Here is a 23,603-nt window from a genome sequence, read left to right as displayed (position 1 = left end):
GGCTTTTCAGGCGCTATACATTGACGCTGCGCCAGTTAATCGTTTTTCCACCGCCTCAATCTCTTTATTTAGCATGCTCGTATTATTTCGACGAGCGCATGGCCGTCACAAATCGGTGCGTGTAATACACGTCCGATATCGGGTTGACATACAACATGGCTTTTACGAGCGGCGCTTTACCGGAGGCGCGCCGTGCACCCCCACAATTATTTTCCGCGAGAACATGGATTAAGCGTTAGCGGGTTCACCGTCGAACGTCGTCGGTGCGGAAGGTAACGGAACGCGAAGTTCGACAGCAGTATTCTTTTTAAACCGTTAGCGATTTAACCCCCGGCGGGCAGATTTTGCCGGGTTTTTCTGATGCTAGCAGGCGCTCAGGAAGTATTTTCCGCTCACGGTCGGGCCATGTCAGCGTGCGCTGGCTATCGCACTCATGTTTCGATTTTGCTTCGATATTAATCAATAGAAAACGGGGAAAAGCAATGAATCATCAGCAACTCGAAAAAGACATTGAGCATCTGGAGCAGATAATTTCCCATATTTCCGCAGAAGACCGTATTCCGTTGTCCTATTGGCGCAACCGGATCGAACTGGTTTCCTGCGCGGCTCTGGTGCCGTCGCAGGCCACTCGCGTCAAACGCCTGAATGCGGCGCTTAATGCACTCGAAAAACGGCGGAAAGTTTAATTGCCGGGAACCTGATTCCGGCAATCAAGGAAGTCCATGCATTCTTCGGCCGGGCAATTTTTTCGACCCGGCATGCGCCTATCGCGCTCGCGCGGCTGACTGGTCGAAGCCGCAAAAGCGCTGGCCGGTGCGCCCTCCCGATCGTCGACGATTGAGCGCCTTGAGTGTGCCTCGTGCCCATCGCACTCATCGCACGGGCGGCACGGCTCGCGCGGTCATTCAAGCCATCCAGGTATACGCCGCATTCACACGGTCGCGCGATTCACTATGCTGTGCTTGATTCCTCTGATAGTGTCCGCACAGCACAGCAGTTCGTCCAATGAGTGGGGAGCACCGGCATGGCCTCTTACAAACAGTTGACCGCACAACTCGAAAAACTCCATAAGGAAGTCGCTGTGGCTCGCGAACGCGAAATCGCGCAGGCCATTGCCGAGATCAGGCAGAAGGTGGCCGAATACGATCTCACCGCCGAGGAACTCGGTTTCACGAGCCCGGCGAAGCCGAAGCGCAAGGCTGCTTCGGCAGGGGTTGCCAAGTACCGCAACCCGAAAACTGGCGAAACGTGGAGCGGTCGCGGGCGTTCGCCCGCCTGGCTGGCCGGCAAGAATCGCGAGCGTTTTCTGATCGACGTTTGAGGCGCTCCGGCGCCGTTGGTCCATGCTCACCGACGCTTATCGAAGGCGTCGATGCCCGTTGGCGTGTAGCGTATTGCCATCGTCGCGCGATGCTCGCCGTGATTCGCTGCCGCCTTCTTTTCCGGATGTGATCCGCTTTCATCCGCGCCGTTGTCCAGGTCCTGAAAACGCTCACCTTTGAGCCGGGTTCGAATGCGAGTCGCGAGCTTTGTCGATGAGTTCGAGACTCGCGTGCTCGCTTCGGTGAGCCAGGTTTTATTGCGCGACGCACCGCCGGGCGCATACGCCGCCGCCGCGTTCCGGTGGCATACAGCGCTTGCCGAAAACCCGTACCCGCCTTTGCTGGCAGGCGTTTCCAGGCGTTTTCGAGCGGTTCGGCGCGGCGTATCGATAGCGATGCAGAGCGTTGCCGCCGTTTCTCCACGGCTTGCTTTTACGTTCCGCGCGCCGTAGCAGGTGCAGGGATGATCTTCGCGATCCTCACCTTTCGTCGCGTTTCGATTGCCATTGGCGAGAGTCCCGAAAACGCTCACCTTTCCCGCGCGAATGCGCACGCCGGCGTCCATGCCCGAGCATCGGGCGGCCCATGCCCCGCCCATCGCGCCGTTTCCACCGACCCCCTTTCCCCCGGCCGCCGCGCCGGACGTGTATCATTCGCACCTTGCGCGGCGATTCCCGCATTGTCGAACGCTGAGCCATGGCCCGTTCGCCCGTCGTTTTCGACGCGGCACGAGCCGGTCGATCCCGGCTCTCGTCCGACTCCCGCAACTCGACGCCGCCGCGCCACGCGCGGCATACCGGCCGCCCGAGGCCGCGGCAATCGCCCGAACCCCTTTCCGTGACCGCCCGATCCGATGTCAGTCTCCGAACTCAAACGCCGCCGCACGTTCGCGGTCATTTCCCACCCGGACGCGGGTAAAACCACGCTGACCGAAAAGCTGCTGTTGTTCTCGGGCGCGATCCAGATTGCCGGCACCGTGAAGGGCCGCAAGAGCAACCGCTACGCGACGTCCGACTGGATGGAGATCGAAAAGCAGCGCGGCATTTCGGTCGCGAGTTCGGTGATGCAGTTCGAGTACGGCGATTGCGTCATCAACCTGCTCGACACGCCGGGCCACGAGGACTTCTCCGAAGACACCTACCGCGTGCTGACCGCGGTCGACGCCGCCGTGATGGTGATCGACGGCGCGAACGGCGTCGAAGCGCAGACGCTGAAGTTGCTCGAAGTCTGCCGCAGCCGCAAGACGCCGATCGTTACCTTCATCAACAAGCTCGACCGCGAAGTGCGCGAGCCGCTCGAACTGCTCGACGAAATCGAGCAGCACCTTGGCGTGTTGGCGGTGCCGTTCACGTGGCCGATCGGCATGGGCAAGGATTTTCAGGGCGTCTATGACGTCCAGCGCGACCAGGTGCGCGTGTTCCGCGCGGGTCAGGACACGGCCGGCGGCGAAGTCGAAACGCTGCAGGCGCTCTCCGACGAGGAAGGCGAGCGCCGTTTCGGCCACGCATGGGTGCGCGCGAAGGAAGAGATCGATCTGATCAGCGGCGCGACGCCCGCGTTCGATCGCGAGCAGTTCCTCGCGGGCCAGCAATCGCCGGTGCTGTTCGGCTCGGCGATCAACAACTTCGGCGTGAAGGAAATTCTCGACGCGCTCGTCGATCTCGCGCCGCCGCCGTCGATGCGCATGACGGTGCAGCGCCCCGTGCTGCCCGAAGAGCCGAAGTTCACCGGCGTCGTGTTCAAGGTGCAGGCGAACATGGACCTCGCGCACCGCGACCGCGTCGCGTTCATCCGCGTGTGTTCGGGGCGTTTCGAGCGCGGCATGGCGGTGAAGGTCACGCGCTCGAACAAGACGTTCCGCGCGAACAACGTCGTGACGTTCCTGTCGCAGCGCCGCGAGACCGTGAGCGAGGCGTATCCGGGCGACATCATCGGGATTCCGAATCACGGCACGCTGAGTCTCGGCGATACGCTGACCGAAGGCGAGCAACTGCAATTCGTCGGTTTGCCGTTCTTCGCGCCGGAAATTTTCCAGACCGTCGAAGTGGTCGATCCGATGCGCGCGAAGCAGCTTGGCGAAGCGCTGAAGCAGCTTGGCGAGGAAGGCGCGATTCAGGTGTTCCGTCCCGAAGCGGGCGGCCTGATGATTCTCGGCGCGGTCGGCCAGCTGCAGTTCGAGGTGGTGTCGCACCGGCTGTCGACGGAGTACAAGGTCGACGTGCGCATGGCGCCGGCGCGTTACCGCCTGTCGCGCTGGGTGACCTGCGACGACGCGGCCGAGCTGCGCCGCTTCACCGATTCGTACTCGGCGCGGATCGCGCTCGATGCGTCCGACGCGCCGACCTATCTGGCCTCGCACGTGTCGGAGATCGAAGTCGCGCAGAAGGCGTGGCCGAAGATCGTGTTCAACGAGTTGCGCGAGCACTCGGGGGCACCGTTCAGGAAGACGATGTAAGGGCGTGAGGCGGGCGATCAGTCCGCTTTTCGCCGCTTCGCCTCCGAGCTTTTCAGTGCTGCATGGAGAAAAAACCGCGTCGGTTCATATCGACGCGGTTTTTTTCTTTGCAGCGCGGAACATCGCGACACCGCGATACTGCGGCGCAGTGCGTCAACCACACGCATCGCCGCATTTTCGGCACCTCATCCCGCAGCCAAGCCCCCAGCGCCTGCACATACCGCTCCATCACCGGCAATCCGGAATGCGCGTCCGACTTCGCCTATGCTGACGGAAGCGCCCGCCTCGTCGCGAAGCCGGCTCTTTTCCACTCCAACCGCATGGAGCGCCCGTGACCGTTCGCAATCTCGACGCCCTGTTCCGACCCAAATCCGTCGCCGTGATCGGCGCGTCCGAGCGGCCGGGCAGTACCGGCGCGATGGTCTGGGCGCGCGTGCTCGAAGGCGGCTTCACGGGCCCGCTGTGGCCGGTCAATCCGAAGTACGAAACGCTCGGCGGCCACGCGGTGATTCGCGATGCCGGCGATCTGCCGCAAGCGCCTACCGTCGCGGTGATCTGCACGCCGCCCGCGACGTGGCCCGCGCTGATTCATCGGCTCGGCGGCATGGGCACGCGCGCCGCGATCATCGTCGGCGAGGCGCGCGGCGAGGAAAGCCGGCTCGCGCTGCGGCAGGCGCTGTCGGCGGCGCGGCCGCATTTGCTGCGCATCGTCGGGCCGGGCAGCCTCGGCGTGGTGTCGCCGGCGCTCGGCGCGCATCTCGGCGCGCCGTCGTGCACGGTCAAGGCGGGCGGCGTCGCGTGGGTGTCGCAGTCGAATGCGCTGACCAACGCCGTGCTCGGCTGGGCGCAAGCGCGCGGGCTCGGCTTTTCGCATGCGGTGGCGCTCGGCGAGGAAGCCGACGTCGACGCTGGCGACGTGCTCGACTATCTCGCGAGCGATCCCGGCACGCGCGCGATCCTGCTCGAACTCGATAGCGTGCGGGCCGCGCGCAAGTTCATGTCGGCCGCGCGCGCGGCGGCGCGCAACAAGCCGGTGCTGGCGCTGCGCTCGGGCCGCGCCGATCCCGCCGATGGCCTCTACACCGCCGCGTTCCGGCGCGCGGGCCTCGTGCGCGTCGATGCGCTCGACGATCTGCTCGACGAAATCGAAACGCTCGGCGTGGGGCGCGTGGCGGCGGGCGGCACCGCGACGCTGATTACGAGCGACCGGGGGCTCGCGACGCTCGCCTGCGATGCGTTCGCGGCCGCCGGCGGCATGCTCGCGCCGTGGCCCGCCGAGGTGTCGGAGGCGCTGCGGGAAGCGCTGCCGCACGCGGTCGGCGGCAATCCGCTGCAACTCGGCGACAACGCGCGTCCCGAGCATTTCGGCACCGCGCTGAAGCTGCTCGCCGAGCATCGCGACACGGGCACCGCGTTCGTGGTCCACGCGCCGACGCATGGCGCGCCGGTTGGCGAAGTCGCGCAGGCGCTGATCGAGCATCAGCGTTTCGCGTATCGAGGGCTGCTCGCGTGCTTCTTCGGCGGCGTCGATGCGACGATGCGCGACGCGTTGCACGCGCAGGGCATTCCGGTTCATACGACGCCGCAGCGGCTCGCGCGCGCGTTCGCGCGTCTCGTCGATTACCGGCTCGGCCGCGAACTGCTGATGCAAACGCCGGAGGGTTTGCCCGCGCGGATTCCCGAGGCGATCGACGCGGCGCAGGCGCAGGTCCGGGAGACGCTGGCGGCGGGCGAGAGCCGGCTCGCGGGGGCCGCGGCGGCGCGGTTTCTGGGGCGCTTCGGCTTGCAGGTGGAGGGGCATGAGGGCGCGGACGCGGCGCGGCGCGCGGCAAGTCATGCGGCGGGCGGCGTGGTCGATGGCGCAACAGGCGGCGCAACAGGCGGCGCAACGAACGAAGCAACAGATGAGGCAACGGGCAGCGCGCCAGGCAACACCGCCAGTACGACGCCAAGCGCTACGGTAAACGCTACGGCACAGCCCCCAAATCCCATCGTCGACATCACCGTCGAACTCCACGATGACGACAACTTCGGCCCCGTATTCCGCTTCACCACGCCGCCCGTCGATGGCGTGTTCGAGGCGATACGCGTCTACGGCCTGCCGCCGCTCAACCCGATGCTCGCGCGCGATATCGTCACGCGTTCGCACTACGCGCGGCTCGTCGCGCCGGAGCCGCCGCTCGCGGCGCTGACGTCGCTCTCGCAGGCGGTCTGCGAGGTGCGCGAGATCGTCGGGATTGCGTTGCGGCTCAGGGTCTACGCGGATCGTGTGATGGTGGTCGATCCCGTGCTGAGTCTCGGCGCGCAGCGCAGCCGCCTCGCGATCGTGCCGTATCCGCGCCGCTTCGAGGAGACGCTCGACTGGCACGGCATGCGCGTGACCGTGCGGCCGATTCGTCCCGAAGACGAAATCGCGCATCGCGACTTCGTGCAGGCGATGACGCCCGAGGATTTGCGCTTGCGCTTCTTCGGCGCGGTCGGGGCGTTCGATCATTCGCAGCTCGCGCGCATGACGCAGATCGACTACGACCGCGAAATGGCGCTGATCGCGACGATCGACAACGAAGCGGGCGTCGCGCAGACGCTCGGCGTGGTGCGCGCGGTGGCCGATCCCGACAACGAGACGGCCGAATTCGCGGTGGCCGTGCGCTCGGACCAGAAAGGCCGGCGCCTCGGCCAGTTGCTGATGCAGCGGATCATCGCGTACGCGCGGGCGCGCGGCACTCACTGGCTGGTGGGCGAGGCGTTGCGCGAGAACGGCGCGATGATCGCGCTCGCGAGGTCGAGCGGCTTCACGATTACGCGGACTGACGATCCCGGCGTGGTCGGCTTCCGGATGGCGCTCGACGAAAGCATCGAGGCGGATGCGAAGAGCGGGCCGAAGTTCGGGGAGCCGCAGCCCGCGCGTTGAGCGGTTGAGCCAGCCCGGCTTACGCCGCCAGCTTCCCCGCGGCCTCGTCGACCTGCGCGCGCGTCACGGCGAGTTCGTCGAGCCAGGCCTGCGCGTACACCGCGCCGGTTTCGCGCTCGAGCCGCGCGATCGTCGCCGCACAACGGTTCGCATCCTTCAGCGTCGAGATGAACGACTTCACCGACTCGCCGCCCTTGAACGCATCGAACAGCGGCACGCGGATTTCGTCGGGCAGCGCACGCGTCGTCCATTGATACGGCTTGCCGTTGAACGTCAGCGACGGCGGCAGCACGCGCTCCTTGCGCGCGGCCGGAATCAGGCCGAAGGTGCGCGCCGCTTCGCCGATCTGTTCGGAAGAAAACAGCTCGTCGGGCGTGATGTCGAATTGCTGGATGAAGGTCTCGATGCTTTGCATCGCGGCGGCGCGATCGTCGCGGCGCTTTTGCGCGTGAGCGACGATGTCGCGCAGTTCGTCGGCTTCTTCAGGGGTGATCGTGAAGCTCGACTGCTTCTGCTGGAGTTCGGAAAAGCGCTGAAATTCGGAATCGGTCAGAAGTTTGGCCATTGCTCAATCGATGCGCGCACGAGTCTGCTCATGCGGCGTAATTTTGGAAGGGCCGCCATTCTAAACCATGTGGGGGAGTGGTCACGATGCCGGGAGTGAAACTGGGGCCGCGCCATGAATGTTGGGGTGTAGCGGTTCGTGGCGTTGAGCGCAGAGCAACGAATAGCGTGCGGCCCGACAGGAAATGCCCTGATTACCTTGGCTAACAGGGGCGACACAATTAGATTGTTAAAAATGACTATCCCGAAATTAAATATTGAAATTTAAGATGAATCCGCAATTAGAATCGGTAGCGAGGAGTCGTCAAGGAAATTCGAAAATAAACGGAAATTGAAATGGCCGATATCTTTATCAAGATCGACGGTATCACCGGTGCATCGCAGGACACAACGTATCCTGATGAAATCGAGGTTCTTGGTTGGAATTGGAAAATCACACAGCAGTCCAGCATGCATTCCGGTTCGGGTCGTGGTGCAGCTAGGGCAACAGTTTCGGATTTGCATTTCGTACACAGGATCGATCGTGCAAGTCCTAATCTGGCGAGTTACTGTTTTCGGGGAACACATGTTCCTAAGGCCGTGCTCACCATGCGTAAGGCCGGCGGTGCTCCTCTGGAGTATCTGAAAATCACGCTGTACGACGTGATTGTTTCGCACGTTGAGCCGGCGGCCAATGACGGCCTGGATTTGGAGCCTGTCGCGCTGTCGTTTGCACGCATCGAGAAGGAATATGTAGTGCAAAGCGCGACTGGCGGCAGTCGGGGGACAGTGACTGCGTTGATTGATGTGAAGCAGAATAATGTCAGTTGAGATTACGCAGCAATGAATGAATACGAGCGGCTACTAAACGACGAGTCAACGTCTCCAGTAAATCACTATTCGTATGGGGACGCAATGATCTTACGGCCTGTGAGTTGTACATTGCGGTGCTGACGGAGGAAATATGTAAGCGACTGGGCGCGGCGGATGTTGCTGCGATTATTGCATTCTTGATCGGTCAGCCGTTTCTCACAACCAGACAGAAATTTGCGGGCACTACGCCCGGAATTTCCATCGCATCGCAGATCGCCAGGGAGCTTCTTGATTTCAATCTTCCAGTTAGAGTTCCAACGCTGACCAATCAGTCTATGGCGGCCTTGCGCTTTTCAATGACGTGCAATCTTGGGGCCGTTGTAGGTCGATGGACGCCTCAAATTGGCGCGATGATCCTGGTTTATGACGTTGTTATGATTGATCTCACGACTACTTTGCACTTCAACAAGCTCGCAAAACCAGAGGACAGAATCAGTGATCGAACGGTCGGAACACTCGGCTAAAGAGGCATGGCAACAGCTCGAGAAATTCCTGAGAGAGCGGAAATATCTGTCTCTGCGTGAGGTATTGCGGCCTGATATGGATATTCGATGGGATTTGGGAATGGATGGACACGATGCCGTACATTTTTTTCCCGACTTCTTCGAGGTATTCCAGATCAGGAGCGGCGACTTTACATACGATAAGTATTTTGATGGAGAGAGCGTCAATATTTTTTCTACCGTATGCACGCTTTTATTCGCGCTGTTCTTCAAAAAATTTCGCAAAGAGATACGCGAAAAAAACGAATCGACAAAACTAACGGCCGGGATGCTCCAACGTGCTATCGAACTCGGTATGTGGGATAGCCAACGCCTGATGGAGCCGGAAAAGTAATAACCGAACGGCCCGCTGACATACGGGCTTTTTTTGCAACGGCGTTGAGTCCATCGCGAAGTGCACGCGTCTACCCGTTCCCCTTCCAATCAAAACCCGCCCTGCATCAATCCGGTAACGCAGTGGGCAAATCCCGTTCGCGCATGGTAAAACACCAGACACCCAGGCATGGAACCGGAGAAAGAGCTTCGCACGGGACCCGAGTAGGCGCTCAAGCACCCACTTCGGATCGCTAGCCCAAGAAAGCCCTCACTCCGGTCAACAAGGAGACGCGCTCAATGACTGCAGCGATCGGTTCGAAGATCGGGCAGCGGCGCCGTATCGGCCGCGGCTCGCTGCAAGTGAGCGGATTGGGTCTCGGCACGGCGCCGCTCGGCGGCCTGTACCACGATCTGTCCGACGAGGAGGCTCATGCGACCATCGCCGCCGCATGGGACGCCGGCGTGCGTTACTTCGACACCGCGCCGCACTACGGCAACACGAAGGCCGAGCATCGGCTCGGCACCGCGTTGCGCCGTTATCCGCGTGGCGAGTACGTGCTTTCCACCAAGGTGGGGCGCCGCTTCGTGCCGCGCACCACGCCGTTCGACGACCGCGAGGGCTGGCAGAATCCATTGCCGTTCGAAGCGATCTACGACTACACGCACGACGGCATTCTGCGGTCGTTCGAGGATAGCCAGCAGCGCCTCGGCATCGTCGACATCGACATCCTGCTCGTGCACGACATCGGCCGGCTCACGCACGGCGCTCAGCACCCGCACTACTGGCGGCAATTGACCGAAGGCGGCGGCTTTCGCGCGCTCGACCGGCTGCGCTCGACGGGCGCGATCAAGGCGGTCGGCCTCGGCGTCAACGAAGGCGCCGTCATACTCGACACGCTGGCCGAGTTCGATATCGATTGCGCGTTGCTGGCCGGCCGTTATACGCTGCTCGAACAGACCACCCTCGACGATCTGCTGCCCGCGTGCGAAGCGCGCGGCGTCGGCATCCTGCTAGGCGGCGCGTTCAATTCGGGCATTCTGGCGCGCGGCGTCGCGGGCGATCTGAAGTTCAATTACGGCAACGCGCCGCCCGACGTGATCGAGCGCGTCGCGCGTCTGGAGGCGGTCTGCCGCGCGCATCAGGTGCCGCTCGCCGCCGCCGCGTTGCAGTTTCCGTATGCGCATCCGGCGGTCGCCACCGTGCTGACCGGCGCGCGCAGTGCCGACGAATTGCGCGAGAACGTCGCGTCGTTCGAGCAGCCGATCCCCGCGGCCTTGTGGTCCGCGTTGCGCGATGAGGGTCTGCTCGACGCGCGCGCCCCCGCCCCCAAGGATTGACTGGATCATGCCGATCGACGCTCACCAGCATTACTGGGACCCTGCGCGTGGCGACTACGAGTGGCTCACGCCGGAGCTGAAAATTCTCTACCGGCCGTTCGGCCCCGCGGATCTACGGCCGCTGCGCGAGCAGGCGGGCGTCGAGCGGACCGTGGTCGTGCAGGCGGCGCCCACGCTCGACGAAACGCGCTATCTGCTCGACCTCGCGCGGCACGAGCCGTCGATTGCCGGCGTGGTCGGCTGGGTGCCGCTGCTGCTGCCGAACGCGCCCGACCTGATCGGGGCGCTCGCGCGTGAGCCGAAGTTCAAGGGCGTGCGGCCGATGTTGCAGGACCATCCCGACGACAGCTGGATCGCGAACCCCGATCTCGCGCCTGCCGTCGACGCGCTGATCGCGCACGATCTCGCCTTCGATGCGCTGATCTACACGCGCCATGTCCAGTACGTCGAAACCTTCGCGCAGCGTTTTCCGGCGCTGCGCATCGTCGTCGATCATGGCGCGAAGCCGCCGATCCGTTACGGCCAGGCGGGCTATCAGGCGTGGCGCGATGCGATCACGCGTCTCGCCGCGCTGCCTCAGGTGCACTGCAAGCTCTCGGGGCTCGCGACCGAGGCGTCGCCGGGCTGGACCGAGGACACGCTGCGGCCCTACGTCGAGCATCTGCTGGAGGCGTTCGGCCCCGCGCGTCTGATGTGGGGCAGCGACTGGCCGGTGCTCGAACTGAACGGCGACTATCTGCTCTGGCATTCGGTGGCGGCTACGCTGCTCGCGTCGTTGAGCGACGCCGAGCGCAACGCCGTGTTCGGCGGGAACGCCGCCGCGTTTTACCGGCTCTGAGCGCTGGCCATCCCAGACCATTCAGGCCATTCAGGAAACTCAGCAACGTTAGCAGCCCACCCAACTGGAGTCGTAGATGACACAAAGACTGGCCGGCAAAACGGCCCTGATCACCGCGGCGGGACAAGGCATCGGTCTCGCCACCGCCGAACTGTTCGCGCGCGAAGGCGCGCGCGTGATCGCCACCGACATCCGCATCGACGGACTCGCGGGCAAACCGGTCGAGGCGCGCAAGCTCGACGTGCTCGACGGCGCGGCGATCAAGGCGCTCGCCGCCGAGGTCGGCACGGTCGACGTGCTGTTCAACTGCGCGGGCTTCGTGCATGCGGGCAACATCCTCGAATGCAGCGAGGAAGACTGGGACTTCGCGTTCGACCTCAACGCGAAGGCGATGTACCGGATGATCCGCGCGTTCCTGCCGGGCATGCTGGAGAAGGGCGCCGGCTCGATCATCAACATGTCGTCGGCGGCGTCGAGCGTGAAGGGCGTGCCGAACCGCTTCGCGTACGGCGCGTCGAAGGCCGCGGTGATCGGGCTCACGAAGGCCGTCGCCGCGGACTTCGTCACGCGTGGTGTACGCTGTAACGCGATTTGCCCGGGCACGGTGTCCTCGCCGTCGCTCGAACAGCGAATCGCCGCGCAGGCTCAGGCGCAGGGCGCGACGCTCGACGCGGTGCAGGCCGCTTTCGTCGCGCGCCAGCCGATGGGCCGCATCGGCAAGCCGGAAGAAATCGCCGCGCTGGCGCTGTATCTCGCGTCCGACGAGTCGTCCTTCACGACGGGCCAGGCCCATGTGATCGACGGCGGCTGGTCGAACTGATTCTGCCTGATTGACGCAACACTACTGAACGTAAAGGGAAGTGCAACGATGAAACTGCTTCGTTATGGGCCGAAAGGCCAGGAAAAGCCGGGCCTGCTCGACGCGCAAGGCAAGATTCGCGACCTGTCGAAGGTGGTCGCCGATATCGACGGCACAGCGCTCAGCGACGCAAGCCTCGCGACACTGCGCGCGCTCGATCCGGCCACGTTGCCGGTCGTCGAAGGCAATCCGCGCATGGGTCCGTGCGTCGGCAAGATCGGCAAGTTCATCTGCATCGGGCTCAATTACGCGGATCACGCGGCGGAATCGAATCTGCCGGTGCCGACCGAGCCGGTCATCTTCAACAAGTGGACGAGCGCGATCAGCGGCCCGAACGACGACATCGAAATTCCGCGCGGCTCGAAGAAGACCGACTGGGAAGTCGAACTCGGCGTCGTGATCGGCAAGGCGGCGAAGTATGTCGACGAAGCGAACGCGCTCGACTACGTGGCCGGCTATTGCGTGATCAACGACGTGTCGGAGCGCGAATGGCAGATCGAGCGCGGCGGCACGTGGGACAAGGGCAAGGGCTTCGACACGTTCGGCCCGATCGGCCCGTGGATCGTCACGCGCGATGAAGTCGCCGATCCGCAGAACCTGAGCATGTGGCTCGAAGTGGACGGCCATCGCTACCAGAACGGCAGCACGAAGACGATGGTGTTCGGCGTCGCGCAACTGGTGTCGTACGTGTCGCAGTGCATGAGCCTGCAACCGGGCGATGTGATCTCGACCGGCACGCCGCCGGGCGTCGGCATGGGCGTGAAGCCGAACCCGGTGTTCCTGAAGCCGGGGCAGACGGTGCGCCTCGGTATCGAGGGTCTCGGCGAGCAGACGCAGAAGACTTACGCGGCGGAATAAGCCGCACGACGCTCGAAGGCCGCGCGCGCGTCGGTTTCGGCGCGCGGATGCCGCGGCCAGTAAAAAAAGCCGTTCCCTTTTACGGGAACGGCTTTTTTTCGTATGCATCTCCACTTCAGCCGGCGCTTTGCGCCACGCGCGGTACGGCTGGCTACCCCGCCGGCACGTCGTCCCCATTCTGGCCGATCCGATTCACCGTTCCCTGTGCGACCGCGACGAGCTTTTCGCGATTCCCGTCCATCACGAACACGCTGCACTGGCAGGTCGCCTGATGCCGGCCCGCATAAATCACGCTCGCGCGCGCGATCAGTATGCCGTTCACCGCCGGGCGCAGATAGTTGATCTTGTATTCGCCGGTCACGACTTTCGGGCCGAGCGACAGCGCGCCAGCGAAGGTCAGCGCGTTATCGGCGAGATAGCTGATGACGCCGCCGTGCACGAAGCCATGCTGCTGCCTCAGCTCATCGCGAATCGGCAGACTCAGCGTGAGTTCGTTGCCGTCGGCGTGCATCAATTCCGCGCCGAGCAGCATGCTGAACGGCTGGGCGTGCAGTGCGCCGCGCGCCCGGTCGAGAAGGTCGGTCATCGTCGTTCCTTGGGGAAGGCCCGTGCGGGCATCCGCGGCGGCGTACTCCGCGCGGTCCCTACCCACTCTAGGAAGCGTGGCTGCATCGCGTCAAGGCGATTTCGCAAAATACATGCTGCATTGTTGCGCAAAACGACTCTAATTTCGACGATCGCCGATGAACCGTGGACATAGCGCGCTGTTTGCTGAACTTGGCCTCAAGTTGCGCGTCAGCCTGCCGTAAACCCTGGTGTATTCCTCGTCACCCTTTGCCCTTCAGGTGTCCACGATGTTCAGCAAGATCAAGGTCGCATCCGGCCTCTTAAGTGTTCTGGTCGCGTTCTGCGTATTCCAGCTCGTCACGGTGGGTCTCGGCTTCTGGTCGTTGACGCGTTCGCACGACGACGTCGGCGAGCTTTCGAACATCGCGCTGAAACAGGTGAATGCGGTCAACCAGACGACGCAGCGTCTGATGGACGTGCGCATCAACCTGTCGCGCGCCGGCACGCGCATGGCGCGCGGCGGCACCGAGCCGACCGATATCGTGCAGCATGCGCGCGAGCAGCTTACCGCCGCCGAGCAGTCGTTCGCGGCGTTCACGGGCGCGCAGAAAACCAGCGGCGAAAACACCGCGCGCGCCGCCGCACTCGCCGAACGCTACAAGAAGCTGCACGACGCGCTCGCCGAATTGGCGCAGGACCTCGATTCGAACAACCTGCAGGCCTTCCTCGATCAGCCGACGCAGTCGTTCCAGGACGCCTACCTGACGGAAGTGCACAACTTCGTGCAATTCGGCGACGCCGCGAGCCGCGCGTCGCTCGATTCGATCGATGCGCGCATGGCGGCGTTTCGCATCGTCAGCGTCGTGATCCTGCTCGTGCTCGTGAGCGGCACGCTGGCGGTCTACGCGGCGCTGCGCCGCGGTGTCGTCGCGCCGCTCGAAGAGGCGGGCCGCCACTTCGAGCGCATCGCGCAAGGGCGTCTCGATCAGCCGATCGCCGCGCGCGGCACCAACGAGATCGGCCGCCTGTTCTCGGGCCTCGCGGCGATGCAGGCGAGCGTCGCGCGCACCGTGCAGAGCGTGCGCGAATCGGCCGACTCGATCCATATCGGCGCCGATGAAATCGCCACCGGCAACGCCGATCTGTCGGCGCGCACCGAAAACCAGGCCGCTTCGCTCGAGGAAACCGCGTCGAGCATGGAAGAACTGACCGCGACCGTGCGCCAGAACGCGGATCACGCGCGCGAAGCGAACGCGCTTGCCGAGACCGCGCTCGACGCGACCTCGCGCGGCAGCGAGGTGGTCAACCAGGTGGTCGACAAGATGCGCGGCATCGCGCAAAGCTCGGACCGGATCGCCGAAATCATCTCGGTGATCGACGGCATCGCCTTCCAGACCAACATCCTCGCGCTGAACGCGGCCGTCGAGGCGGCGCGCGCGGGCGAGCAGGGCCGCGGCTTCGCGGTCGTGGCCGGCGAGGTGCGCGGACTCGCGCAGCGCAGCGCGCAGTCGGCGAAGGAAATCAAGACGCTGATCAGCGAGTCGGTTGCCGAGATTCAGGGCGGCTCGGCGCTCGTCGAGCGCGCCGGCGAGGCGATGAGCCACGTGTCGGCGTCGATCTCGCGCGTCACGCAGATGATGGCGGAGATCAGCGCGTCGTCGCTCGAACAGAGCACCGGCATCGAGCAGGTGAACCAGGCGGTCGTGCAGATGGACGAAATGACCCAGCAGAACGCGGCGCTCGTCGAAGAGGCCGCGGCGGCGGCGGCTTCGCTGCATCAGCAGACGCAGCAGTTGAAGCAGGCCGTCTCGGTGTTCGAAATTTCGGAAACTGTGTTGCGCACGCAACAGCCGGGCGCGATGCCGGCCGCGAATGCGGAATTCGGATTAAGCGCAATGCATGCGATTTAATGCGGTAGCGCTTTGAAAAGCAGGTATTGAAAAGCGCATCGAAAAAGCATCAAAAAGAAAATGGCCCGCGCAAGCGAGCCATTTTGCGTTAGATGCGGCAGGTGCCGGAAAAGGCACCTATGCGCGCTATCCAGGTCGTCCTGACAGTACGGAAGTACTTAGGCCGACTGGATGTTCGCAGCTTGCTTGCCCTTCGGGCCTTGCTTGACTTCGAACGTCACTTTCTGGTTTTCCTGCAGGGACTTGAAGCCCGATGACTGGATTTCCGAGAAGTGTGCAAACAGGTCTTCGCCGCCGTCGTCCGGGGTGATGAAGCCAAAGCCCTTTGCATCGTTAAACCACTTAACAGTACCTGTTGCCATTTTTGATCCAATAAATGTTGTGTGTTGCATTCGCGTTCGTTATCCCTCGACGTGAGGCAAAGCGCGAGGGGAGAGTTGTATCACGTCTTTATGACGGACGCCAATCAACCCGTATCCGGGTATTCCCCGGTTCTGATATTTTTTGACGCCCGAAAAGCCTTCGAAAGGCATTGTTTTGTCGTCAGGGTAAACCAGCGAGACCGGCTTGCGGCCACTTCCTGTGAAGAGCGGCAGCGCGTTTTTTCAGCCAAAGACGTTTGTCTTCGGATGATTCGTTTGGCCAGCTATCTTCGTTTATTTTCTTCTAATTTCGCTTAAGGACTCGTTTCTGATTCCGCGGCGGCGGGCAGTGCCGCGTACGCCGTGGCGAGGTGATACGGCGTGGTCGACGGCATGTCCGCGCGCGCCACTTCGCCCGCCGATGTTTTGCATTCGAACCAGCCGCGCGAATGCAAAAACCGTTGCGCGAAGAGCGCAATCTGTTGCGGTAACGCGGCGCGCACGGCCGGGTCGTCGTGACAGGCGAGCGCGCGCAGATATTCCGTTTGCGCCCAGATCCGCTCGGTCGCGTCCTTGATATGGCCGGCTTCGTCGAGCGCGGCGCATACGCCGCCGCTGTGCGGGTCCACGCCGTGCTGCCGCGCAAAGGTAAAGGCGCGCGCGAGCGCTTCGGCGAGGCCCGTCCCGTCGACGAGGCTGCCCGCCTGCCTGACCAGCCAGAACCATTCGAACTGATGCCCCGGCTCGAGGCGGTTGTCGCTTGCGCCGATCGGCAATTCGGCGATGCAGCCGCTCGGCGCATGCACGAAATGCCGCGCGACCGCGTCGGCCAGGCGGCGCAACGCGGCGCCGAAGGCGTTGTCGTGGGTAGCCTCGCAGGCGGCGAGCCACGCTTCGGTCAGGTGCATCAGCGGATTTTGCAGCGGCGTGCCGGTGACTTTCGAGAAGTCGACACTGAGCGCGGCGTTGAACAGACCGTCGTCGGCCGCGAAGTTCGACTGGATCAGCGCGGTCGTGCCGTGTACGAGCGCGAGCGCGTCGCGATTGCCGGAGCGCCGGCCGTATTCGGCGCACGCGAAGATGACGAACGCGTGCGTGTAGAGGTCCTTGGTGGTGTCGAGCGGCACACCGAGCGCATCGACGCTGTAGAACCATCCGCCGTGGCCGGTGTCCTGAAAGGTGTGCTTCAGCGAATCGAACAGCACGCGCGCATGCTCCATGTCGCCCGCCTGCGCAAACGTGAACAACTGTCGCGCGCAGGCCATCGCCCGATAGCGCTGCGCGGGCAGCGGCCGATGATCGCCGGCGTCGAGCGCTTCGTACGGCAGCTTCAGGGTGGTGTTGAAGCCGGAGCCGCGCCACATCGGCAGCACCACGTTCGCGAAGTGCCCGCGCAGCGCGGTCGCTGTCGTGGCGGTGGTGGTCGTGGCGAAGGGCGGGGTCGGGCTCGGCATAGGCGGATGGGGCGGGTGCGGCGTTTCGGCGTGGCGTTGAGGGCGGCGATGCAAGGCAGTGATTCAGGACAGCGATTCAAGGCAGCGGCTCGGGCGCGCCAATGTGCGGCTTAGCATAAAGCAAACGTCTCGCGCTGGCACGGACGTCGGCATGAGTCTGTGACATGCACGACGCATGCGCGATGCGGAGTTCGCGTGCGAGGTGGACCGCGAAAGGGGCATGAAGCCGCGCGATGAAGCATGAGCGAAGCGAGCGGCCCCGCGCTCATTTCAGATAAGGAGGAACAACCATGCTCGGCAATCTCGAACTGGTCTCCCGTCTCGTGTTGGCCGCGGCGCTCGGCAGCGTGATCGGCTTCGAGCGCGAGCGGCTTTCGTGGGCAGCGGGACTGCGCACGCATATGCTGGTCTGCGTCGGCTCGGCGCTCATCATGATCGTGTCCGCGTATGGCTTCGCCGAAGTGCTGCAGGGTGAACACGTCGTGCTCGATCCGTCGCGGATGGCCGCCCAGGTCGTGTCGGGCATCGGTTTTCTCGGCGCGGGCTCGATTCTGCTGCGCGGCGAGATCGTGCGCGGGCTGACCACCGCGGCGAGCCTGTGGTCGGTCGCGGCGATCGGGCTTGCGGTCGGCGGCGGGCTGTACACGGCGTCGATTGCCGCGACGATCATCATTCTGATCATCCTCGCCGGTATCAAGCCGCTCGAGCGGCGCTTCATCACGGTCAAGCAGCGCCGCCAACTGACGATGATCGTCGAGCGCGGCGCGCTCACGTTTCACTCGCTGCACGACGAACTCGGCGCCGCCAGCCCGCGCGTCAAGCAGTTCGTGATGCAGCAGAGCGATGACGCGCCCGAGTGCGACGAGGTGATGATTACGCTGCACCGCGTGTCGAATGTGGAATACGACTCGATCTGCGCACGCTTGCGGCAACTGCACGGTGTGAGGCAGTTTCGCCAGGATGACGCGACGTCGTGACGCGGTGTTGTAATACGGCGTTGTGATTCGGCGTGATTTTCCGTGAGGCGTCGTGAGATGGGGGATGGGCGGAAGCGGCGCAAATCGTCGGCGAATGGCTTCGGCACGGGCGGAGCGCCGTGCGACAATGCGGGGTCTAAAAATTCCAATGGCAATGACGAGCGGTATCCGGCGCCCCGTTCCCGGCGACGACCGCTTTTTTCTCTATGGCAGATTCAGTAGTATCCCCGCAGTCCAAGCCCAGGCGCGCTGCTTCGAAGAAGCAGCGGCAGGGCGCCGTCTCCACCGAAACCGAAAACAAGCTGGCGCGCGCGGCGCGCTCGGCACAACGCCTCGCGCAACTGAGCGGCGCCGCGCGAGACGACAGCACGCTCGACCTGTTCCCCGACGATCCGACTCGCGCGCGGCTCGAAGCGATGAATATCGACATTCGCCAGGGCACGCTGCATGGCTTCGAGCTGCCCGACGTGGTGTTGCAGGCCGTCGGTGCGCTCGACGACAACGCATCGCCCGACAAGGCGGCGCGCCGCGCGCCGCGTGCGGCGAAGGCCGATGTGGCGGAGCCGGTCAATGCGCAGTTGAGCGGGTTCGATATCGAGCCGCAGCCGGGAGTGGCGGTTGTGCCGGCGGGTGAGGTAGCGGGCGGTGGGGTGGATGCGGCGGGGGCTGCGGAGGAGTCGAAGGCCTCGGGTGCTTCAGGCGAAGCGGCGCCGGAAGCCGATGCGACTGCCGGCGACTCAGCCGCCGCAGCCGCGCGCGAACAGTCCGCGCCGCTTGCCTCGACGATGGCGGCTACCGTCGCGCGCAGCGTGACCGCGCTGCGTCAGGCGACGGAAGCAGGAGCCGCGGCGGGTTCGGGCACCGCGCCGGCCGTGGGCGGCGGCAAGCCGTCGCAGCGTTTTGCCGCGACGTCCACGAAGGCCGCGGTGGCTTCGCGCGAGGCACCTGACAGTCACGCGGGCGCGAACACCACAAGTCAATCCGCTGTGGACGTTTCGGCTCAAGCGCGTGACGCATTCGTTGCTGCGGTCGATTCCACCGTTTTCACGGATCAGCGCGATGTGCAGCCGAACAAGCCTTCGGCTGCCGCGTCTACTGTCGCACCCGCACCCGCACCCGCACCCGCACCCGCACCCGCACCCGCGTCGCTCGACACTCCCGCCGCCTTCGCCACACCGTGGCGCGACGCACATCGCGCCGAGCCGGAACTCGATCGCGCGCGGGCGACCGCCTTTGCCGATACCGTCGATGCGCTTTACGGCGTGATCGCCGATCAGCGCCGCGCCGCGACCGATCATTCGCGCCGTATGAAATGGATGCTGTCGATCGTGGTCGGCGCGCTGCTCGTGACGGTTGCGATCGGCGTTGCGCAAACGCTGCTGCTGATGCGCCTGACGCGCGAAACCACGGCGCAGCAGCAGCGCATCGAGCAGATGATGCAGAACCAGCAGGCGGCGATGGTCAGCCTGCTCGACGCGCATACGGCGGTGGCTGCGGCCACCGCCCCGTCAGCGCCAGCGGCCACGGCACCGGTTGCACCCCAGCAGGTCGCCGCGACGCAGACGGCTCATGGCCGGCACAGCGTCCGCCCGCCGCACGGCCACCGGGCGAAGGCACCCGCCCCGACGCACTGATGATTCTCGCCGCCGCGCCGTGCAAGGCGGGCGCGCCGGCGCTTCATGATGGCCCCATCGCCCGTGCCCGAGGCGGCTCCGAGGCGAAGTGCCCACCCGAAACTCACACCGCGGCGCCGCTTGTCCAGGCGGCGACTCGTTCCCTTGCCCGCCGCGCGCCCGCAACCTTCCAGCGGTCACCTGTTTAACCGCAAACACGCCCCAAACCGCCCAAACGTTAAATCGGGGGCGTTGTCCTGATGCAACGCATCATGACCGAAACAGGCCGTGACATCGCGCCACACCGAAAAAATGCTGCGTTGCACTAGCTTTTTATTGGGGAAAACCCTATAGTTACGCATAAGGGAAAACCCTAGAAACGCAGTCACTAACCGGGAGTCGCCATGAGCTTCATCTTTGCACTGTTCCAAAAGGTCAGCGACCTCTTTGCGTCGCCCCATCTGCCGCTGGATGCGGACTACTCGTACGAAGCGCGCAGCCGCGAAGCGGACCGTGTGCGCCGCACGCAAGCTACGCTGTTCGGCATCAAGCTGACCGACTAAAAGCTGCCTCACCGTCTCAGGCGCAAACATAACGTGCCGGGGCGCGCACTTCGGGTGCGCATCTCAATGAAGCCACTGTTCGCATCAGCGAATCGTGGCTTTTTGTTTTTGAGCCGCCATGCCGTGCGGGCGACGTTGCGGGCGCTCTCGTCCTTACGAAATATTTCTCCGGCGAAATGAATGTAACGGCCGCTCACACCGATTCGCCGGGCCGCGTTGAGGAATCGGGCTGTAAGCCTTGGTGAACGGGGCTCGAAAGCGAAAATCGCCCTGAGTCATCCGTCCCTATCTAAGAAATGCGCGCTTACAAGTGCTCACGTCTTCATGCGCCGCGGGCCGCTAAAGTGCCTCTCAAGCGTACGGCGTCTGGTTCGAGCCCAATCGATCCCGAACGGGCAAGCCGAACAGCACGGACGCTGGCTTGAATAAAACTTTGACGGGAGGTCATCATGAAAACTTTCAGCAAGGCATCGCGCTCGGTTATCGCAACGCTGCTCGCCGGTGGCGCACTGCTCGCAGCCGGCAGCGCATTCGCCCAGGATCACATGTACATCCAGAACGGCCCGGCGCCGGTCGTCTACGGCCAGCCGCACATGGTGCCGGTGGGCGTGTCGATCAACATCGGCTGGCATGGCGACCGCTATTGGGACGGCCATCGCTACTGGGCGCACGACGACTGGATGCGCCATCATCCGCACGACTACGATCCGCATCACCGCGACGATCATCGTCCGCCGCCCCCGCGCCACTATTAATGCAGGCATGACGGCGCCGCCTCTCGCGGCGTGAGTCCACGAAGCCGGCCTTTCCCTCGCGGGAAGGCCGGCTTCGGCGCATCTGGGCGTGCGTTTTGCGCATGCTGCGCTATGCTTCGGAGCTTTCATCGACGGCAGCAGGAGCGCATGTGGACAACGCAACGCAGAACGCAACGATAGGCGTGGTGGGCACGGGCCTGATGGGTGTCGGCATCGCGACGCAGAGCGCATTGCATGGATACCGGACAATCGTGCACGACGTCGACCCGGCGCGTCTCGCGAGCGTCGCGCCGAAAGCGGAAGCGGTGCTCGACGAATTGATCGATGCGGGCCGCATCGTCCATGCGGACAAACAGGCGGCGCTCGCGCGCATCGAAACGCACGCGCAACTCGATGCGATGGCGTCGGCGCAATTCGTGATCGAGGCGATTCCCGAGGTGCTCGAACTGAAGCATCGCCTTTATGCGACGCTGACCGATCTGCTTGCCGCGGACGCGATTCTCGCGAGCAACACGAGCGGCTTCCCGCCCGATCGGCTCGCCACGCCGCTGCGCGCGAAGGAACGCTTCGTGATCGCGCATTTCTGGAACCCGCCGCACATGATTCCGCTCGTCGAGGTCGTGCCCGGCAGCGCGACCGCGCCCGAAGTCACGCAGCGGACCGCCGAACTGATGAGCGCGATCGGCATGGAGCCGGTCGTGCTCGCGAAGGCGATTCCGGGTTTCGTCGGCAACCGGCTGCAGTTCGCGGTGCTGCGCGAGGCGCTGAACATCGTCCGGTCGGGGGCGGCGACGCCCGAGGTGGTCGACCGCGTGATGAAGGCCTCGCTCGGACGCCGCTGGGGGATCGTCGGTCCGTTCGAGAGCGCGGACATGGGCGGGCTCGACACTTTCGTCGACATTGCCTCGCATCTGATGCCGCAGCTCGCGAAGGACGAGGACGTGATCGATCTGCTGCGCGCGCAGGTCGACGCTGGGCGGGTCGGCGTGCGCAGCGGCGCGGGCTTTCACGAGTGGGACGAAGCGCGGCTTGCGCGCGTCAGGGAAGGGCGTAAGCGCGTGATCGGCCGCGGCTAGTGCAATATTCACGCTAAGTAAGTTTTTTTCAGGCAACTTGTCACACACCAACCCAACGCTACGTCATGTCTCATTACTTTTACGATCCCGCCGCCGGCCACGGTTTGCCTCACGATCCGATCAAGGCCATCGTCGCGCCACGGCTGATCGGCTGGATTTCGTCGCGCGATAGCGAAGGCACGCTCAACCTCGCGCCATACAGCTTCTTCGGCCTGTTCGCCGCACCGCCGGCGATCATCGGTTTTTGCAGCGAAGGCCGCAAGGACAGCATGGCCAATATCGAAGCCACCGGCGAATTCGTGTGGAATCTCGCCACGCGGCCGCTCGCCGAGCAGATGAACCGTTCGTCGGCGCCGGTTGCGTCGCACGTCGACGAGTTTCAGCTGGCCGGGCTCACGCCCGCGCCGGGCCGCAACGTCGCGGTGCCGCACGTCGGCGAGTCGCCGGCCGCGCTCGAATGCAAGCTGCTGCAGATCATGGAGCTGCACGACCTCGACGGCAAACCGGTGGGGAACTACCTGGCGCTCGGCCAGGTGGTCGGCGTGCATATCGACGAGCAGTATCTGAAGGACGGCCTGTTCGACACGCATGCCGCGCAGCCGATCATGCGTGCCGGTTATCGCGCGGACTACGCCGAGATCGGCGCGATGTTCCAGATGTTCCGGCCGACCGCGTAGGCGGTTCGCTTTGTGCCATGCGTGCGGCGGCAACCGCGCTTTCGTGACGGCGTTGACGCCTGAAACGTTGTTGCCCTGTTCGCCGCCGGCATATTGGGCTGAGCGCGGGCCGAGCGGCACACATCCGGCGAACGGCATGCCCGGGCGGGTGCGATGCTCAGCGCACCCGCCCGCTCCGATGGTTCGCCGCTCCGCGCCACGTGCGCAGCAACAGCGCATTGGTGACGACGCTCACACTCGAAAACGCCATCGCCGCGCCCGCGAGCATCGGGTTCAGCAGACCGAGCGCGGCGAGCGGAATGCCGATCAGGTTGTAGACGAACGCCCAGAACAGGTTCTGCTGGATCTTGCGCCAGGTCTTGCGCGAGATGTCGATCGCATCGGCGACGAGCGCCGGGTCGCCGCGCATCAGCGTGACGCCGGCCGCGTGCATCGCGACGTCGGTGCCGGTCGCCATCGCCATGCCGATGTCGGCGGCGGCGAGCGCGGGCGCGTCGTTGATGCCGTCGCCCGCCATCGCCACGATGCCGGCGTCGCGCATCTTCAGGTCGCGGATCACACGGGCCTTGTCGTCGGGCAGGACTTCGGCGTGGAATTCGCCGATGCCGAGCGCCTGCGCGACGCTCGCCGCGCTGCCGCGATTGTCGCCGGTGACGAGCACGCTGCGGATGCCCATGCGTTCGAGCCGCTCGACGGCCGCGCGCGCCGACGGTTTGACGGTGTCGCCGAATGCGATCAGCGCGAGCGCTCGCGGCGCTTGCGGCGCGCGTGCCATCAGCCACGAGACCGTGTTGCCGGCGGCTTCGAGCTGGCGGGCGCGCGCGCCAAGCGCGG

The 23,603-nt window shown here is 64.4% G+C and carries 25 protein-coding genes; 19 read left to right on the top strand and 6 right to left on the bottom strand.

Annotated elements, in window-relative coordinates:
- Positions 1 to 482: 482 nt before the first annotated feature.
- Together G3N58_RS02445 and G3N58_RS02440 are read left to right on the top strand one after the other, a co-directional pair.
- Positions 483 to 686: a hypothetical protein gene (locus G3N58_RS02445; protein WP_167038989.1), complete on the top strand. Its 204-nt coding sequence runs from the start codon at positions 483 to 485 to the stop codon at positions 684 to 686.
- A 338-nt stretch (positions 687 to 1,024) separates the two neighbouring features.
- Positions 1,025 to 1,321 (top strand): H-NS histone family protein, encoded by a 297-nt coding sequence (locus G3N58_RS02440; RefSeq protein ID WP_167038991.1) that lies wholly within the window; start codon positions 1,025 to 1,027, stop codon positions 1,319 to 1,321.
- A gap of 26 nt (positions 1,322 to 1,347) precedes the next feature.
- On the opposite strand, the gene G3N58_RS02435 is transcribed toward G3N58_RS02440, so the two are convergent.
- Positions 1,348 to 1,887, bottom strand: coding sequence for a hypothetical protein (locus tag G3N58_RS02435; RefSeq protein WP_205998392.1), 540 nt, complete (start codon positions 1,885 to 1,887; stop codon positions 1,348 to 1,350).
- 288 nt (positions 1,888 to 2,175) lie between these two features.
- Here G3N58_RS02435 and G3N58_RS02430 point away from each other — a divergent pair, with 288 nt between their 5' ends.
- From G3N58_RS02430 to G3N58_RS02420, 3 genes are all read left to right on the top strand, one after another.
- Complete coding sequence (locus G3N58_RS02430; RefSeq protein WP_205998391.1) at positions 2,176 to 3,777, top strand: peptide chain release factor 3; 1,602 nt, start codon at positions 2,176 to 2,178, stop codon at positions 3,775 to 3,777.
- A 62-nt stretch (positions 3,778 to 3,839) separates the two neighbouring features.
- A complete protein-coding gene (locus G3N58_RS02425; RefSeq protein ID WP_205998390.1) occupies positions 3,840 to 4,112 on the top strand; it encodes a hypothetical protein in 273 nt (90 codons plus the stop codon).
- The gene (locus G3N58_RS02420; RefSeq protein WP_205998389.1) at positions 4,109 to 6,688 is read left to right on the top strand and encodes a GNAT family N-acetyltransferase; all 2,580 of its coding nucleotides are present in this window, start codon (positions 4,109 to 4,111) and stop codon (positions 6,686 to 6,688) included. The genes G3N58_RS02425 and G3N58_RS02420 overlap by 4 nt, the downstream gene beginning before the upstream one ends.
- A gap of 19 nt (positions 6,689 to 6,707) precedes the next feature.
- Here the strand turns inward: G3N58_RS02420 and G3N58_RS02415 are convergent, their stop codons facing one another.
- Positions 6,708 to 7,253: a hypothetical protein gene (locus G3N58_RS02415; protein ID WP_167038999.1), complete on the bottom strand. Its 546-nt coding sequence runs from the start codon at positions 7,251 to 7,253 to the stop codon at positions 6,708 to 6,710.
- Between the two features lie 335 nt (positions 7,254 to 7,588).
- On the opposite strand from G3N58_RS02415, the gene G3N58_RS02410 reads away from it, so the two are divergent.
- The 7 genes from G3N58_RS02410 (at position 7,589) to G3N58_RS02380 (ending at position 12,815) form a co-directional block, all read left to right on the top strand.
- The gene (locus G3N58_RS02410) at positions 7,589 to 8,062 is read left to right on the top strand and encodes a type VI secretion system tube protein Hcp (protein WP_205998388.1); all 474 of its coding nucleotides are present in this window, start codon (positions 7,589 to 7,591) and stop codon (positions 8,060 to 8,062) included.
- 104 nt (positions 8,063 to 8,166) lie between these two features.
- Positions 8,167 to 8,568 (top strand): STM2901 family protein, encoded by a 402-nt coding sequence (locus G3N58_RS02405; RefSeq protein WP_205998387.1) that lies wholly within the window; start codon positions 8,167 to 8,169, stop codon positions 8,566 to 8,568.
- Positions 8,540 to 8,941, top strand: a complete 402-nt coding sequence (locus tag G3N58_RS34455; RefSeq protein ID WP_167039002.1) for a DUF1493 family protein — start codon at positions 8,540 to 8,542, stop codon at positions 8,939 to 8,941. Before G3N58_RS02405 ends, G3N58_RS34455 begins: the two co-directional genes overlap by 29 nt.
- 278 nt (positions 8,942 to 9,219) lie before the next feature.
- Positions 9,220 to 10,260, top strand: a complete 1,041-nt coding sequence (locus G3N58_RS02395) for an aldo/keto reductase (RefSeq protein WP_167039004.1) — start codon at positions 9,220 to 9,222, stop codon at positions 10,258 to 10,260.
- Positions 10,261 to 10,267: 7 nt separating this feature from the next.
- Positions 10,268 to 11,098, top strand: coding sequence for an amidohydrolase family protein (locus tag G3N58_RS02390; RefSeq protein ID WP_205998386.1), 831 nt, complete (start codon positions 10,268 to 10,270; stop codon positions 11,096 to 11,098).
- 76 nt (positions 11,099 to 11,174) lie between these two features.
- The gene (locus G3N58_RS02385) at positions 11,175 to 11,918 is read left to right on the top strand and encodes an SDR family oxidoreductase (RefSeq protein ID WP_167039008.1); all 744 of its coding nucleotides are present in this window, start codon (positions 11,175 to 11,177) and stop codon (positions 11,916 to 11,918) included.
- 48 nt (positions 11,919 to 11,966) lie between these two features.
- Positions 11,967 to 12,815, top strand: a complete 849-nt coding sequence (locus G3N58_RS02380; RefSeq protein WP_205998385.1) for an ureidoglycolate lyase — start codon at positions 11,967 to 11,969, stop codon at positions 12,813 to 12,815.
- A gap of 151 nt (positions 12,816 to 12,966) precedes the next feature.
- On the opposite strand, the gene G3N58_RS02375 is transcribed toward G3N58_RS02380, so the two are convergent.
- Positions 12,967 to 13,401: a PaaI family thioesterase gene (locus G3N58_RS02375; RefSeq protein WP_167039012.1), complete on the bottom strand. Its 435-nt coding sequence runs from the start codon at positions 13,399 to 13,401 to the stop codon at positions 12,967 to 12,969.
- A gap of 268 nt (positions 13,402 to 13,669) precedes the next feature.
- Here G3N58_RS02375 and G3N58_RS02370 point away from each other — a divergent pair, with 268 nt between their 5' ends.
- Positions 13,670 to 15,292 (top strand): methyl-accepting chemotaxis protein, encoded by a 1,623-nt coding sequence (locus tag G3N58_RS02370; RefSeq protein WP_205998384.1) that lies wholly within the window; start codon positions 13,670 to 13,672, stop codon positions 15,290 to 15,292.
- Positions 15,293 to 15,450: 158 nt separating this feature from the next.
- On the opposite strand, the gene G3N58_RS02365 is transcribed toward G3N58_RS02370, so the two are convergent.
- Together G3N58_RS02365 and G3N58_RS02360 are read right to left on the bottom strand one after the other, a co-directional pair.
- On the bottom strand, positions 15,451 to 15,654 hold the full coding sequence (locus tag G3N58_RS02365) for a cold-shock protein (protein WP_167039016.1): 204 nt from the start codon (positions 15,652 to 15,654) through the stop codon (positions 15,451 to 15,453).
- A gap of 314 nt (positions 15,655 to 15,968) precedes the next feature.
- Positions 15,969 to 17,108, bottom strand: coding sequence for an AGE family epimerase/isomerase (locus tag G3N58_RS02360; RefSeq protein WP_205998383.1), 1,140 nt, complete (start codon positions 17,106 to 17,108; stop codon positions 15,969 to 15,971).
- Positions 17,109 to 17,398: 290 nt separating this feature from the next.
- Between G3N58_RS02360 and G3N58_RS02355 the strand changes: the two genes are divergently transcribed.
- The 6 genes from G3N58_RS02355 to G3N58_RS02330 all read left to right on the top strand — a co-directional run bounded on the left by G3N58_RS02355 (position 17,399) and on the right by G3N58_RS02330 (position 22,769).
- Complete coding sequence (locus G3N58_RS02355; RefSeq protein ID WP_205989010.1) at positions 17,399 to 18,085, top strand: MgtC/SapB family protein; 687 nt, start codon at positions 17,399 to 17,401, stop codon at positions 18,083 to 18,085.
- Positions 18,086 to 18,291: 206 nt separating this feature from the next.
- Positions 18,292 to 19,719, top strand: a complete 1,428-nt coding sequence (locus G3N58_RS02350; RefSeq protein ID WP_205998382.1) for a hypothetical protein — start codon at positions 18,292 to 18,294, stop codon at positions 19,717 to 19,719.
- Between the two features lie 383 nt (positions 19,720 to 20,102).
- Positions 20,103 to 20,261 (top strand): hypothetical protein, encoded by a 159-nt coding sequence (locus G3N58_RS02345; RefSeq protein WP_167284087.1) that lies wholly within the window; start codon positions 20,103 to 20,105, stop codon positions 20,259 to 20,261.
- 449 nt (positions 20,262 to 20,710) lie between these two features.
- Entirely contained in the window at positions 20,711 to 21,016 is a 306-nt protein-coding gene (locus G3N58_RS02340; protein WP_167039027.1) for a hypothetical protein, read from the top strand.
- 200 nt (positions 21,017 to 21,216) lie between these two features.
- Positions 21,217 to 22,092 (top strand): 3-hydroxyacyl-CoA dehydrogenase family protein, encoded by an 876-nt coding sequence (locus G3N58_RS02335; protein WP_240162832.1) that lies wholly within the window; start codon positions 21,217 to 21,219, stop codon positions 22,090 to 22,092.
- A 65-nt stretch (positions 22,093 to 22,157) separates the two neighbouring features.
- The gene (locus G3N58_RS02330; RefSeq protein WP_167039031.1) at positions 22,158 to 22,769 is read left to right on the top strand and encodes a flavin reductase family protein; all 612 of its coding nucleotides are present in this window, start codon (positions 22,158 to 22,160) and stop codon (positions 22,767 to 22,769) included.
- Between the two features lie 157 nt (positions 22,770 to 22,926).
- On the opposite strand, the gene G3N58_RS02325 is transcribed toward G3N58_RS02330, so the two are convergent.
- Positions 22,927 to 23,603: HAD-IC family P-type ATPase (locus tag G3N58_RS02325; RefSeq protein ID WP_205998381.1), on the bottom strand; the 677-nt coding region annotated here is incomplete at its 5' end.

It is taken from the genome of Paraburkholderia sp. Ac-20342 (genome assembly GCF_017104985.1).
GTDB lineage: Bacteria > Pseudomonadota > Gammaproteobacteria > Burkholderiales > Burkholderiaceae > Paraburkholderia.
The sequence above is the reverse complement of the archived record's forward strand: the minus strand, read 5'-3'. Positions and strand labels throughout refer to the sequence as shown.

Excerpts from the sequence above, each read along its gene's own strand:
- G3N58_RS02445 (WP_167038989.1), top strand. The coding sequence starts at position 483 with ATGAATCATCAGCAACTCGAAAAAGACATTGAGCATCTGGAGCAGATA.
- G3N58_RS02440 (WP_167038991.1), top strand. The coding sequence starts at position 1,025 with ATGGCCTCTTACAAACAGTTGACCGCACAACTCGAAAAACTCCATAAG.
- G3N58_RS02435 (WP_205998392.1), bottom strand. The coding sequence starts at position 1,887 with ATGGACGCCGGCGTGCGCATTCGCGCGGGAAAGGTGAGCGTTTTCGGG.
- G3N58_RS02430 (WP_205998391.1), top strand. The coding sequence starts at position 2,176 with ATGTCAGTCTCCGAACTCAAACGCCGCCGCACGTTCGCGGTCATTTCC.
- G3N58_RS02425 (WP_205998390.1), top strand. The coding sequence starts at position 3,840 with ATGGAGAAAAAACCGCGTCGGTTCATATCGACGCGGTTTTTTTCTTTG.
- G3N58_RS02415 (WP_167038999.1), bottom strand. The coding sequence starts at position 7,253 with ATGGCCAAACTTCTGACCGATTCCGAATTTCAGCGCTTTTCCGAACTC.
- G3N58_RS02410 (WP_205998388.1), top strand. The coding sequence starts at position 7,589 with ATGGCCGATATCTTTATCAAGATCGACGGTATCACCGGTGCATCGCAG.
- G3N58_RS02395 (WP_167039004.1), top strand. The coding sequence starts at position 9,220 with ATGACTGCAGCGATCGGTTCGAAGATCGGGCAGCGGCGCCGTATCGGC.
- G3N58_RS02390 (WP_205998386.1), top strand. The coding sequence starts at position 10,268 with ATGCCGATCGACGCTCACCAGCATTACTGGGACCCTGCGCGTGGCGAC.
- G3N58_RS02385 (WP_167039008.1), top strand. The coding sequence starts at position 11,175 with ATGACACAAAGACTGGCCGGCAAAACGGCCCTGATCACCGCGGCGGGA.
- G3N58_RS02380 (WP_205998385.1), top strand. The coding sequence starts at position 11,967 with ATGAAACTGCTTCGTTATGGGCCGAAAGGCCAGGAAAAGCCGGGCCTG.
- G3N58_RS02375 (WP_167039012.1), bottom strand. The coding sequence starts at position 13,401 with ATGACCGACCTTCTCGACCGGGCGCGCGGCGCACTGCACGCCCAGCCG.
- G3N58_RS02370 (WP_205998384.1), top strand. The coding sequence starts at position 13,670 with ATGTTCAGCAAGATCAAGGTCGCATCCGGCCTCTTAAGTGTTCTGGTC.
- G3N58_RS02365 (WP_167039016.1), bottom strand. The coding sequence starts at position 15,654 with ATGGCAACAGGTACTGTTAAGTGGTTTAACGATGCAAAGGGCTTTGGC.
- G3N58_RS02360 (WP_205998383.1), bottom strand. The coding sequence starts at position 17,108 with ATGCCGAGCCCGACCCCGCCCTTCGCCACGACCACCACCGCCACGACA.
- G3N58_RS02355 (WP_205989010.1), top strand. The coding sequence starts at position 17,399 with ATGCTCGGCAATCTCGAACTGGTCTCCCGTCTCGTGTTGGCCGCGGCG.
- G3N58_RS02350 (WP_205998382.1), top strand. The coding sequence starts at position 18,292 with ATGGCAGATTCAGTAGTATCCCCGCAGTCCAAGCCCAGGCGCGCTGCT.
- G3N58_RS02345 (WP_167284087.1), top strand. The coding sequence starts at position 20,103 with ATGAGCTTCATCTTTGCACTGTTCCAAAAGGTCAGCGACCTCTTTGCG.
- G3N58_RS02340 (WP_167039027.1), top strand. The coding sequence starts at position 20,711 with ATGAAAACTTTCAGCAAGGCATCGCGCTCGGTTATCGCAACGCTGCTC.
- G3N58_RS02335 (WP_240162832.1), top strand. The coding sequence starts at position 21,217 with ATGGGTGTCGGCATCGCGACGCAGAGCGCATTGCATGGATACCGGACA.
- G3N58_RS02330 (WP_167039031.1), top strand. The coding sequence starts at position 22,158 with ATGTCTCATTACTTTTACGATCCCGCCGCCGGCCACGGTTTGCCTCAC.